Raw genomic sequence first — 12664 nt, 5'->3', positions numbered from 1 at the left:
TACCGGTACCGCCGTGACCGGGAGATGGCCCGGGACGCCTCCCGGGTGGAGACGTTCAGCGACGGCGTCTTCGCGGTCGTGCTGACGGTGATGGCCGTCGAACTGCTCCAGAACGGCCCGGCGAGGGCCGGTGGGAGGGAGCTTCCCGACGCCCTCGCCCACGCCTGGCCGTCCTACCTGGCGTATGTGATCACCTTCGGCATCACCGGCCAGATCTGGCTCGGCCACCACAACATGTGGCGGTACGTGGTCCGGGTAGACCAGTTGCTGCTGGTGTTCAACCTGCTCGTGCTGCTCTTCGTGGCCGCGATCCCGTTCACCGCCGACCTGCTGTCGGACAACCTGCGCGGCGAGCCGACCGAGCAGCGGTTGACCGCCGCCCTCTACTTCGGCACCGTGCTCGGCGAGTCGATCTGCTTCAACCTGAGCTGGTGGTGGGCGCGGCGGCGAAGGCTGCTCCACCCCGATCTGGATCCCCGGCTGGCCCATGCGGTGGCGCGTCGCCTGCTGCTGCGCCCACTGCTCTACCTGATCGCCTTCGCCTTCGTCTTCGTCAACGCGATCCTCAGCCTTCTGCTCTACCTGCTGCTCCTCGGTCTCTCCCTCGTTCACCGTCCCGGCGACCTGCCCCCCGCCGAGGCCGGCGCCGAGGTCAGCGGCCGAGGTCGGTGAGGATGCGGTGGGCGGCGTTGTGGCCGGCGGCGCCGATGACGCTGCCGGCCGGGTGGCAGCCGGCGCTGCCGGCATAGACGCCGTCGACCCCGGTGGCGTACGGCATCCGGTCGGTGAACGAGACGGTGTTGTCGACGTGGTGGATGTGCCCGCCGGTGATGCCGAAGTGTGCCTCGATGCCGGGCGGCGGCAGCGGCACCGCGTCGGCGATCAGGTCGGCGGTTCCGGGGGCGTACCGCTCGCAGATGCCGATCAGCCGGTCGACGTAGCCGGGCAGCGCCTCGTCCCAGGTGGTGCCGGCCAGCTCGTACGGCACCGACTGGACGAAGAGCGCCGACGAGTGGTGCCCCCGGCCGTCCGACAGTGACGGGTCGACGGTGGTGTGCAGGTACCACTCGATGGTCGGCTCGTCGGGCAGCAGCCCTGCCTGGACGTCGGCCCACATGGCGCGCAGCGCCGCCATCGGAGCCTCGCCGCCCCCGCCGATCAGCGAGTCCGAGCCGGGCAGCAGGTGGATCGTCGAGCCGAACGGGTTCGGCGTGCCCTCGGGGAGGCAGGAGAAGCGGGGCAGGCCGGTAAGCGCCAGGTTGAGCTTGAGTGTGGTGCCGGGGCGGCGGACCGCCGCCATCCGGTCGGCCAGTGGTGCCGGGAGCGCGCCGTCGGGCAGCAGGTCCATCAGCCGGTACGGGTCGCAGGCGCCGAGCACCACCCGCGCGGCGACCTCCCGCCCGTCGGCGAGCACCACTCCACTGGCCGCGCCGCCGTCCAGGGTGATCGCGCTGACCGGCGTGCCGGTCAGGATCGTCGCGCCGGCGGCCCGGGCCGCGTCGGCGAACGTACCCGACACGGTGCCCATCCCGCCCTCGGCGATCATCCAGGTGCCGTCGGAACCGGGCAGCCGGCACATGTTGTGCACGAGGAAGTTGTGTCCGGTGCCGGGGTCGTCGGGGCCGGCGTTCAGCCCGGACAGCCCGTCGGTGACCGCGTACATGCTGACCAGCAGTTCGGAGCGGAAGTCGAAGCGGGCCAGGTGGTCGGCGACGGAGCCGCGGACGAGGTCGACGAAGACCTGCCGCAGCGTCGGCCGGACGTACCGCTCGGCGGTCTCCTCGACCGCCAGCGGCTCGGCCAGCCAGGCGGGGGCGAGGTCGTCGCGCAGCGCGGCCAGCTCGGCCTGGAGGGCATCGTCGGCGGCCATGTCGGCGGGGGAGAAGAACTCCGCGAACTGGGCCCGGGTGGCCGCCGTGTCGCTGCCGAAGAGCAGGTAGGGCGAGCCGGGGCCGCCCGGGGTGGGCAGGAAGTAGTGCGGGTCGCGGCGCAGCACGGGGATGCGCACGTCGAGCGTGGCGAGCAGCTCCGGCGGCATGAGCCCGAGCAGGTACGACCCGGTGGAGTGGCGCAGCCCGGGCACCTTGCGGAAAGGTGCCTCGGTGCGGGTGGCTCCGCCGATCACGTCCGCCGCCTCCAGCACCAGCACGTCGAGCCCGGCGCGGGCGAGCAGGATCGCGGACACCAGACCGTTGTGCCCGGACCCGACGATCACCACGTCGGCCCGGGGTGGCAGCTCGTCACCCATGCCGGGGGAGCCTAGTGCCCACAGGCGCCGTCAGTCAGCCCTCCGCCGCCGATGATTTGCCAGCGTCGCCGTCGGCACCGCCCACCAGCCTTACATCGACGACCTGTCTTGCGCCGACGACCTGCCTCGCGCCGACCCGCCTGGCACCTACCGCCTCCCGGCGCCACAAGCGGTGGGGACGGTGCCAGCGGATCATGGCGAAGGGGCAGGTGAGAGCGCACGTAGGCACTTACTAGGCTTGCCTGCCATGGCAGCAGCACCCTTCATCGCGCCCACCCCCGCCCCGAACGCCACGGTGATACCGACCGGGTGGCGCCGCGCCCGGACCGGGCTGCCCTTCGCCCTGATCCTCGTCCTGATCGGGGTCGGCGGTGTCGTCGCGGCTGTGGCGGTCGTCGACGGGAGTCACCAGCCACGATCACGCGGGGAGGGGCTCGTCGCGGCGGTCGTCCTGGCGGCCCTCGGTGTGCCGGGCGGCTTGCTCCTCGTGGTGTTCTGGCGGCAACGGCGGACGAGGATCCTCGTCGACCACACTGGCCTGTGGTTCGACAAGGGAGACGGACGCAACGTCATCCCGTGGCACACCCTCGCCGGAGTCGGCCTGTTCCGCAGCCGCGGGCACAAGACCACTTTCCATTCCCTGGAGCTGTATCCGACGGGCCCCATCGACCGCGACGACCCGGTGCTGTGGACGCTGGTGCGCGAGGAGGAACCGTTCCGCCCCGGGCTCCCCTGGCTGCGCCACCGTCTCCGTATCGAGGCTGCCGACGTGCCCCTGGCGGTGGCGGCGGTCCACCACTACGCGCCGCACCTCTGGCTCGGTGAGTCCCGACGCGAGGGCGGCCACATCGGTCGCCCTGACCGCGCCGGGCACCGGGAGCGGACCCGGGCGCGGGGGCGGTAGCCCGTCCCGTCGACGGACTCCCTCCCTCAGGTCGGCGGGCTGTCGCCCGTGGGCGGGTCGGCCAGCAGTTGGGCGGTGAACATCTCCATCTCCAGCTCGAACAGCGCCTCGGCCTCGGTGACCGCCCAGTCGAACTGGTGGAAGACCTCCATGGCGACCAGGCCGTAGAGGCGGGTCCAGCCGGAGAGGAAGGCGTACGCGACCTCGATCGGCACGTCGCCGTGGCTGAGCCGCAGCGGCTCCAGCCGCCGCCCGCCCAGACGTTGCCGGAGCAGCTCCGCGGGCGGGGTGCGGAAGGGTGACCGGTGCCAGAGGTCGAGGATCGGCTGGATGAAGACCGCGCCGAAGCGGGCGCCGGGATGCTCCGGGGTGACGCAGCCCTCGACGAAGGCGTTCCGGCCGGGGACGGGGGCGCCGAGGATCAGCCCGAACTCGGCGGGGTGCGCCACCGACCAGGCGCGGAACGTCCGGGACATGGTCAGCAGTTGCTCGACCGGCTCGGCACCGGCACCGTCCCGGGCCGCTTCCAGCCGCAGCCGCAGCTCGTCGTAGAGGTCGCCGGCGAGCGCCGCGACCAGCGCCTCCAGGCTGGGGAAGTAACGGTAGATGGCGGGCGCGGTCATGCCCATGTCCCGGGCGATGGCGCGCAGCGAGATGGCGTCGACCCCGCCCGTCACCAACAGCCGCCGTGCCCCGTCCTTGATCTCGGCGACTGTCGCGGAGCGTAGGCGCTCCCGTCGGCTCGGTGCGCCCATCCGGCTGACTCCCTTGACCGAATCGACCGCCGTTGCGATAGTTAACGGCGTTCACTCAAATGAGCGATGGTCACAGCCTAACCGTCGACGGAGGGGGAGGCGAATGTTCGCCTGGTGGGGACACATGGTCGTGCGACTGCGCTGGGTGGTGCTGGCTGCCGCCCTGGTGCTGGTCGCGGTCGGCTCCACCTGGGGGGTCGGGGTCTTCGGCCAGCTCACCGGCGGCGGCTTCGACGACCCGGCGAGCGAGTCCAGCCGGGCCGCCGACCGGATCGTCCAGGAGTTGGGGCCGCAGGGCGCCGACCTGGTCGTGCTCTGGTCCAGCGACGGGCCGACCGTCGACGAGCCGGCCTTCCGTGACCCGGTCGCGGCCACCGTCGCCGGGCTGCGCGCGCGCCCCGAGATCACCAGCGTCACCACCTGGTACGACACCCAGGCCCCCGCACTGCTGTCCACCGACCGCCGGGCCACCTACGCGCTGGTCCAGCTCCGGGCCGCCGACAAGGACGACAAGGCCGCCGCGTACGAGGAACTGCGGCCGGCCCTCGCGACGCCCGGCGTACGGACCGAGGTCGGCGGCGCGACGGCGGCCCTGTACGAGTCGAACGTCCAGACCACCAAGGACATCACCCGCGCGGAACTCCTTTCCATGCCGGTGCTGCTGGTGCTGCTCGTGCTGATCTTCGGCGGGCTGGTGGCCGCGTCCACGCCACTGCTGATCGGCGGGCTGGCCGTCCTCGGCGCGTTCGTCGCCGTCCGGCTGGTCAACATGGTCACCGACGTGTCGGTCTTCGCCATCAACGTCATCACCCTGATCGGCCTGGGCATGGCGATCGACTACGCCCTCTTCGTGGTCAGCCGGTTCCGCGAGGAGTTGGCCGCCGGCCGCGACACCCCCACGGCGATCCGGCGGACCATGGCCACGGCCGGGCGGACGGTGCTGGTCTCCGGACTCACCATCGCGACCGCCATGGCCAGCCTGCTGATCTTCCCGCAGGCGTTCCTGCGTTCGATGGGGCTCGGCGGGATGGCCGCCGTGCTGGTCGCCATGCTGGCGGCGTTGACCGTGCTGCCGGCCCTGCTCGCGGTGCTCGGCCACCGGATCGACGCGTTGCGCGTACCGCTGCCGTGGCGGCGTGGGGCGCGCGGGGGGCGGCCGGCGGCGGGTGGGACGGGCGGCGTCTGGGCCCGGATCGCGCACAGCGTGATGCGCCGCCCGGTGCGCTACCTGGTCGGGGTGACCGCGCTGCTCCTGCTGCTGGCCGCGCCGACCCTGCGGATGGAGTTCGGCGGGTTCGACGACCGGGTGCTGCCGGCGAGCGCCGAGCCCCGGGTGGTCTCCGAGCGGGTCGCCGCGGAGTTCTCCGGCGGCACGATCTCGCCGATCGACGTGCTGGTGTCCGGGGCGTCCCCGGAGCAGGTGCAGCCCTTCGCCGACCGGGTCGCCGCCGTGCCCGGCGTGACCGGGGTGCAGGTGGCGGCCAACCGGGACGCGTCGACGCTGTTGACGGTGACCTACCCGGGCGAGCCGAGCGGGGACGCCGCGTACGACCTGGTCCGGGCGCTGCGCGCCCTGCCCGCGCCGGGCGACGCCGAGGTGCTCGTCGGCGGCCGGCCCGGCGTGGACCTCGACCTGATCGACGGCCTCGCCGACCGGTTGCCCTGGATGGCCCTGCTGATGGCCGCCGCGATCCTGGTCCTGCTGTTCCTCGCCTTCGGCTCGGTGGTGCTGCCGGTCAAGGCGGTGCTGATGAACCTGGTGTCGATCGGCGCGTCGTTCGGCGTGGTGGTCTGGATCTTCCAGGACGGGCACTTCGCCGACCTGCTCGGCTTCACCCCGACCGGGTTCATCGAACCGAGCAACCCGATCCTCATGCTCGCCGTGCTCTTCGGGCTGGCGACCGACTATGAGGTGTTCCTGCTCTCCCGGGTGCGTGAGGAGTGGGACCGCACGGGCGACAACACCGCGTCGGTGGCCACCGCGCTCCAGCACACCGGGCGGATCATCACCGCTGCCGCGCTGCTGCTGATCATCGTGGTGGCTGGCTTCGCCACCGGCGAGATGGCGTACATCAAGCTCATCGGGATCGGCATGATCGTGGCGATCGTGGTGGACGCGACGCTGGTCCGGGCGCTGCTGGTACCGGCAACGATGCGCCTGCTGGGCCACTGGAACTGGTGGGCCCCCGGCCCGCTCGGCCGCGTCTACCGCCGCTTCGGCATCCGCGAGTCCGACGAGCCCGGGCCGGCGACCCCGGAGCGGGTGGTGCGCCAGCGGGACAGGGCGAGGGTGGCGGAGTAACCGGCCAGCACGATCACGTGGAAGAGGTAGAGCCAGAGCAGGACCGCCACCCCCGCGCCGATCTCGTCGATACCCCCGAACGGCACGCCCAGGTCGATCGGGAGCGAGGCGAAGAGCACGAAGCCGTGCAGGAAGCCGGAGAGGTTGGCCGCGGTGAACGACCCGACGCCCAGCGTGGAGAGCCAGTCCGGCGAGGCCGGCCCGACCACCCGGAACACCCAGAGCAGCACCGGGGTGAGCACCAGCCAGACCGCCAGGAACGACAGCACCACCCCCAGCGCACCGGGCCATCCGCCCTGCCGGACCAGCCCGGTGGTCGTCGGCAGTGCGAGCAGGATCGACAGCAGCAGGGCCGGGGCCGGGGCCAGCAGCGGGAGCAGCAGCAACCGGCCCCGCCAGCCGACCAGCGACTCGTCGCTGCGCGGCACGGCGACCGAGACGAAGGCGCGGCGCAGCCCTTCGCCGTAGAGCGACGCCGGCAGCAGCGACGCCAACGCCAGCAGCGGGGTCAACCCCACCCCGGCCTCGACCAGCGCCTGCACCGCGTGGGGCGCGCCGATCGCGTCCGGCAGCGTGCGCACGGCGTACGAGGTGAGCCGGCGCACCCGTTCGGCTCCCGCCAGCAGCGAGGTCAGCCAGATCGCCAGCAGGGCCACCGGCACCACGGCGATCGCCCCGTAGAAGGTGATGGCGGCGGCGTGCAGCGACAGGTCCCGGCCCCGCAGCGGGCGGAACGCCGCACTGGTGACCCGCTTCGCCCGTTGCCATCCGCCGCCCATCGCGGCTTCTTTCCCCGCACCGCCCCACGTCACTCATTAGGATCGCCGGCCATGACCGTTCTCAGCACGGAACGCCTGGTCCTGCGGGACTGGACCGCCGACCCGGCCGACCTGGCCCGGATCTTCGACATCTACTCGCGGCCGGAGGTCGCCCGCTGGTTGAACGCGCCCGGCCTGCCAATGACCGATCCGGCGCAGGCCGCCGAACGGCTCGCGACGTGGCGGGAGCGGCACGCGGGGCACGGCGGCCGGTACGGCACCTGGGCGATCGAGGTCCGCGACACCGGCGTGGTGGTCGGTACGGTGCTGCTCAAGCCGCTGCCCGGGCGGGACGAGGGTGTACCGACCGAGGACATCGAGGTGGGCTGGCACCTGCACCCCGACTCCTGGGGCCACGGGTACGCCACCGAGGCGGCCCGGGCGGTGGCGAGGCGGGAACTGGCCGCCGGCACCCGGGAGGTCTACGCGGTGGTGGGCCCGGGCAACGCCGCGTCGATGGCGGTGGCCCGCCGGCTCGGCATGACCCACGTGGGCCGGCGCACCGACTGGTACGGGGGCGAGTCCCTGGAGACCTTCGTGCTGACCGTCGACGGGGTCGGGAGCCGGACCGTCGGATGAGCCGGTTCCTGCCGGGGTGCCCGTACGACGGGGCCGGCTTCGGCACGGGCGGGGCGGCGGTCGCGGTCGACATCTGACTGTCGGCGCTGTCGACCGCGGGTACGCCACCCAGCCCGCCGACCGTCGAATGCCGGCAGGGCTGCCCGCGATCTTGCACTTTCTGCCCCGGCAGATGCGGCATAAGCCGCGAACTGAGGGCCGAAAGTGCAAGATCGCGAGGGTACCCGGCGGAGCGAGGGGCGGCGTAGGTGGCGTGGGCGCGGTACCCGCCGGACCGGGGCGCGAAGACGGTGACGTCGACCCAGCTGTCCGCGTGTCGATGTACGCCACCACCTGCCCCTGCGACGCGTTCGGGGCGGCACGTACCGCGCAGTGGCCGAGCCCACCGCGCTCGGCCTCGTATCGCACGCGGCTGGCCCGCACGACGGGATACCCGCCGGTCCAGCCCAGCGCCGCCACGTACATGCCCCAGGGCGGAGTAGTTGTCGATCCAGCCGTGGAACACGATGTGGTCGCCGCCCGCCTCGCGCACCACGTCCGCACCGCCGGGCCCCCGCACGGCCGAGTCCAGCGACGCGGTGGTCAGCAGCGGGCGGTACGCCTTGGTGTACGGGCCGGTCAGCGAAGTAGAGCAGGTAACGCCTGTCGGCCCGCCTGGTCCACGCTCCGGTCAGCGTGCCGGCAGTGGCGACCGGGACGTTGCCGTGACCGTCGTTCGTGGAGTACGCGTAGTAGGTGCTGTCGAATTTGACCACGTCGGGGTCGGGAAGTCGCTGGCGATGACCAGCGACGGGTAGTCAACCGCACCGATCGATGCATTGAAAGATTCTTGCGAGCCGATCGATCTGCTGTGTCATCATCTCCGGTGAATCGGTGAAGATCAGTTCGATGGGGAGAAGTATGCGGTTAATCAGGCTTTGTGTCGCCGTGTTCGGCGCGTTCGTCCTCGCCCTCACCTCGGCAGCTCCCGCCTCGGCGGCCACCACGGCAACGTACGACCTCTGGGTCTGGAACGTCGCGGGCTGGACCATGCACCGGGCCTCGACCACCGACGGCCTCGTTCCGGCCCTGGCCGGCTCGATCCGCAGCCGGGGCGCCGACTTCGTCGGCCTCAACGAGCTCTGCTACCAGCAGTACCAGGCGATCGTCGCCAACCTGCGGGCCTCCGGCTGGCCGCAGGACTCCACCAACTTCGCCCGCTTCGAGCCGTCTCGTGACACGGTTTGCAATGGGCAGGGGTTCGGCAACGCCATTTTCAGCAAGGCGCCGCTGGGTACGGCGAACCGTTACACGCTGCCCTCGGACGGCAGCGCCGAGCGGCGGACCCTGCTCTGCGCCCCGCTGTCCGCCCGGCCGCACCTGCGGTTCTGCACCACGCACATCACGCCGTCGAACACGGTCATCAACGGCACGGCGATCAACGTGCAGCAGCTCAATTCGGTACGTGGCCGACTGGAGACCTTCGCGGCGAACGGTGACACCGTGCTCATCGGCGGGGACTTCAACGCCCAGCCCAACTACGGCCGGCTGAACAACTGGTACGCGCCGAGTCTCAACGTGGCCAACAACGCCGGCAACACCGGTTTCTATCGGGAGTTGGACGACCTGGACTCCCGCTGCGTCGGCTACGGCGAGACCACCGTCGCCGACGGCAGCACCGGCGGGCCATGCGGCCTCGGCAACAAGATCGACTTGATCTTCGTACGGGAAAACCGGCTCGCCGGCAGCTACACCGCCGATTCGCTGGCCATTCCAACCACCTGCACGATCGGCGCCTGCTCGGATCACCGCGTGGTGACCGGCACGGTGACGGTCAGCGTCAACTGACCAACGGCCCTGCCGTCGACGAGTTCGTGGACGACCAGGACGATGCCCGGGGTTGAAGACGGTGGCGGGCCTGAACAGTCGCCTGTTCAGGCCCGCCGTGTGCTGTCAACGATCGTGCGGCGTCAGCCGAAGGACTTGACGCCGCTCCAGTCGTCGCCCAGGACCACCTTCACCGAACTGCCGACGGCGGTCTTGGAGGGGTGGTAGACCTGCATCATCCCGTTCGTTCCGGAGCGGACCCAGAGATCGGGCACCCCGTCCCCGCTCACGTCCGGAATGCTCACGGCCGCGCTCATGCTCGCCTCCGTAAAGCCCGTTCCATAGGAGACGTCGCCGTCACGGGAGTTGACGGCCTGCTTGAGCGAATCCAGGTTCACGCTGCCCGCCGTCGTACCCGGCTTCCCGTGCCGGAGGTACATGTTGCCGTTGTCCAGGTTGCGCCAGAGCAGGTCCGGGGTGCCGTCCAGGTCCACGTCCGTCACGTTGAGGACCTCCCGGCGGGCCCACGAGGCGCCTTCCATCAGGGTGGCCTCCTGGAAGCTCGCCCCCGTGTAACCGCTCAGGACCCAGAAGGCGGTTCCGGCCCGCAGGGCCAGGTCGGGGAGCTTGTCGCCGGTGATGTCGCCGACCGCCTTGATCTGCGTCCAGGTCGAGGGGGCGGGCACGTTGGACGGCAGCAGGACCCGCAGCCGCTGGTCCACGTTGAAGCTGCCGTACCCGTCACCGGGGTAGAGCCAGAAGCCGCCGTCCGGGGTGCGGGCGAACAGGTCGGTCAGTCCGTCGCCCGGGTAGGCGTCGGAGTGTTTGGTGATCAGGGCGGCCTTGCCGCTGGCCGGGTCGTACCAGTGGCCCGCCGGGTTCAGCACCTGGTTACCGCTGTACGAGGCGGAGAGCCAGCCGTACAACTCGCCGCCCACGTCGCCGGCGTAGTTGCGCAGGTTGCCCGAGGAGTCCACGAGGAGCAGGTCGGGGATCCTGTCGCCGCCCGTGTCGCCGGGCCCGTCGCCCACCTCGCTGGGCGGCACATAGAAGGAGTAGTCGGTGCGGGCGCTGCGGTTGTCGGCCGCGTCGAAGGCGTACACGTGCAGGGTGGTGGGGCCGGCGTGGCGCGGGCGCAGGTTGGGAACGGTGGCGGTCCCGGCGGTGGCCGTCACCGTCACCGCGCCGATGCTCTCGAAGGAGTAGGTGAACTTGACCGCGCCCTCGGCGGTGAAGGTGATGGGACCGGTCTCGCCGAACCGCACCGTCGACCAGGTCGTGCCGTCGGAGGTGGCCTGCTTGAAGACCTCGCTGGTGACCTCCGGGGCCGGGGGCTCCGAGGCGTCGATCGTGACGCGGCAGGGCTCGTTGCCGGGCGGGAAGAAGGAGGACTCTGCACCCGCCGAGTCCCGGGCGCTCACCTCCCACGAGTAGGTGGCCGTGTCCTCCAGGGTGGCAGAAGGAATGATCAGGCTGGCCCTGCCGTCCGTCGTGGGGGTGACCAGGGTGCCCGCGGGAGCGGTCGTGCCGGTCTTCCAGAAGCGGAACCGCAGAGCCGAGAGGTTGCCGTCGGGATCGGTCGCTTTCGCCGAGAGGGTGATGTTGGCCTTGGCGACCGTCGTGCCACCACCGGGGCCGGGCACGCAGGCACCGCCGGGGGTCGTGGTGCCGTTCGTCGGCTCGTTCGGCTTCCTGTTGTAGTTCACGGTCAACTCCGCGGAGGAGACCTGGAACTTGCGCCAGGTCAGCGTGTCCGACTCGCTGGTGGCACGCATCCCGAGCGTGAGGCTCGACCAGCCGGCGTTGGCACCCTGCTGGGCCGCGTTCTGGACGTCGAAGCTCACGTAGTCGTCGCTGCAACTGCTGCCGTAGCCGTAGGCGAAGGACCGCTTTTGTTGCAGGGTCGTCCAGCCCGGCTGCTTGTTCCAGGTGGTGCCGGAGGAGATGGCGCCGGTGAGCCAGAGCTGCATCTCACGGGCCGTGCAGTTCCACGAGTGGTTGTTCAGCACCTTGAAGCTGGCCGAAGTGACGGTGGCGCCCTTGATGCCGCTGTTGTAGCCCATCCGCCAGAAGGAGCGGGCCCGCAGTGGCGTGTTCTGCTCGTAGCCGACCCGGGCGTCGGTGGTGCCGGAGTTGAAGTTGGTGCCGTTCCAGGTGTTGGTGTTGGGGTGCTGTGAGTAGACGGTGGCCCAGGCCTGCTTGCCGGTGATGAGGGTCGGGTCGAGGAAGACGGGGAAGCGCACGCCCTCGCCGGTGAGCAGGCCGGTGGCGGCGGCGTCCAGGCGCAGTCGAGCGTCGCCGGTGCCGTTGCCGTCGAGGCGGGTGGGGATCCGGGCCTGGCGGGCGCCCGGCTCGCTGCCGCTGAGGCCGGAGAGCGACAGCACGTCGGCGGTGGTGGCGACCGAGGTGCGGGCAGCGACGTCGGGCGCCTCGGGGTCCCGGCCGGCGGAGTCCCAGGCGAACGGGGTGGGGATCGAGCTGATCTCCTCGCCGCTGACCCGGTCGAGGGCCCGGACACCGCCGGTGGTCGCGTCCTGGCGGAAGACCAGGGTCTCGGAGCGCAGGCCGTAGGTCACGGCGCTGACGGCCCTGATCGTGTCGGCCGCCCGGTTCTTGACGATCAGCAGCTGGCCGAAGCCGCCCTCCTGGCGGGCGACGACGAGCAGGTCCGCCCCGGGAAGGACGTCGGGGTAGAGGGCGCGCGGGCCGTCGAGCACCGGCTCGGGCAGCGGACCCGGCCAGGTGTACGCGATGGTGTGGCCGTCGACGTCCACCTCGGCCAGGACGGTCCCGGTGCCGTCGGCGGGCGTGCTTGCCGCTCCGCCGGAGAAGCGCACGGGATGGGGGGTGTTCACCGGGCGTACGTCGAGGTCACCAGCGGTGTCCCCGGCGCGGGTCAGCGTGTTGTCGAGCCCGACCCAGCGGCCCGTGGCGTCCTTCGCCCGCTGGGGTGTCGCGTGGGTCGTGGTGCGCAGCTGTCCATTGGGGAGCGCCCAGGTGAGCGAGGTGGCGCTCGTGGCCGTCTCCACGAGGACGTCGTTGCCCGTACGACGGGCGGCGGCCACGGCCGTCACCTCGTCCCGGGGGGCGGGTGCCGGCGCGGCGGCGACGGCCGCCGTCCGGGGCTCGTCGGTGCCCGGCCACCACGGCAGCAGGGTGGCGACGAGTGCGGCCAGCAGGAGGCCCAGGGTGAGGGTCAGCCTGGTGCGCGTGCGCACGAACGGGCTGAGCAGGCGAGACGCAGTCACGGCG

General features: G+C 71.7%; 9 protein-coding genes. 5 read left to right on the top strand and 4 right to left on the bottom strand.

What is annotated here, in order from left to right:
- Window positions 1-24: 24 nt before the first annotated feature.
- Window positions 25-672: a TMEM175 family protein gene (locus tag GA0070608_RS02465; protein ID WP_091634150.1), complete on the top strand. Its 648-nt coding sequence runs from the start codon at window positions 25-27 to the stop codon at window positions 670-672.
- Here GA0070608_RS02465 and GA0070608_RS02460 read toward each other — a convergent pair.
- On the bottom strand, window positions 653-2248 hold the full coding sequence (locus GA0070608_RS02460; RefSeq protein ID WP_091620886.1) for a phytoene desaturase family protein: 1596 nt from the start codon (window positions 2246-2248) through the stop codon (window positions 653-655). The genes GA0070608_RS02465 and GA0070608_RS02460 overlap by 20 nt on opposite strands.
- Window positions 2249-2495: 247 nt before the next feature.
- On the opposite strand from GA0070608_RS02460, the gene GA0070608_RS02455 reads away from it, so the two are divergent.
- Window positions 2496-3152, top strand: coding sequence for a hypothetical protein (locus GA0070608_RS02455; RefSeq protein ID WP_091620882.1), 657 nt, complete (start codon window positions 2496-2498; stop codon window positions 3150-3152).
- Between the two features lie 26 nt (window positions 3153-3178).
- Here GA0070608_RS02455 and GA0070608_RS02450 read toward each other — a convergent pair whose 3' ends face one another.
- Window positions 3179-3907: a TetR/AcrR family transcriptional regulator gene (locus tag GA0070608_RS02450; RefSeq protein ID WP_091620879.1), complete on the bottom strand. Its 729-nt coding sequence runs from the start codon at window positions 3905-3907 to the stop codon at window positions 3179-3181.
- Between the two features lie 124 nt (window positions 3908-4031).
- On the opposite strand from GA0070608_RS02450, the gene GA0070608_RS02445 reads away from it, so the two are divergent.
- The gene (locus tag GA0070608_RS02445; RefSeq protein WP_245715672.1) at window positions 4032-6209 is read left to right on the top strand and encodes an MMPL family transporter; all 2178 of its coding nucleotides are present in this window, start codon (window positions 4032-4034) and stop codon (window positions 6207-6209) included.
- Here GA0070608_RS02445 and GA0070608_RS02440 read toward each other — a convergent pair.
- A complete protein-coding gene (locus GA0070608_RS02440; protein WP_091620872.1) occupies window positions 6113-6988 on the bottom strand; it encodes a YhjD/YihY/BrkB family envelope integrity protein in 876 nt (291 codons plus the stop codon). The genes GA0070608_RS02445 and GA0070608_RS02440 overlap by 97 nt on opposite strands.
- A 51-nt stretch (window positions 6989-7039) precedes the next feature.
- On the opposite strand from GA0070608_RS02440, the gene GA0070608_RS02435 reads away from it, so the two are divergent.
- Together GA0070608_RS02435 and GA0070608_RS02425 are read left to right on the top strand one after the other, a co-directional pair.
- Window positions 7040-7606 carry a GNAT family N-acetyltransferase gene (locus tag GA0070608_RS02435; RefSeq protein ID WP_091620868.1) on the top strand — a complete coding sequence of 189 codons (567 nt, stop codon included), beginning with the start codon at window positions 7040-7042 and terminating at the stop codon, window positions 7604-7606.
- Window positions 7607-8506: 900 nt separating this feature from the next.
- Entirely contained in the window at window positions 8507-9433 is a 927-nt protein-coding gene (locus tag GA0070608_RS02425; RefSeq protein WP_141719393.1) for an endonuclease/exonuclease/phosphatase family protein, read from the top strand.
- A gap of 122 nt (window positions 9434-9555) precedes the next feature.
- Here GA0070608_RS02425 and GA0070608_RS02420 read toward each other — a convergent pair whose 3' ends face one another.
- The gene (locus GA0070608_RS02420) at window positions 9556-12660 is read right to left on the bottom strand and encodes a VCBS repeat-containing protein (protein ID WP_091620858.1); all 3105 of its coding nucleotides are present in this window, start codon (window positions 12658-12660) and stop codon (window positions 9556-9558) included.
- Window positions 12661-12664 lie beyond the last annotated feature (4 nt).

This window comes from Micromonospora peucetia (genome assembly GCF_900091625.1).
GTDB classification, from domain to species: Bacteria; Actinomycetota; Actinomycetes; order Mycobacteriales; family Micromonosporaceae; genus Micromonospora; species Micromonospora peucetia.
This window is presented reverse-complemented; position numbering and strand designations above follow the sequence as displayed.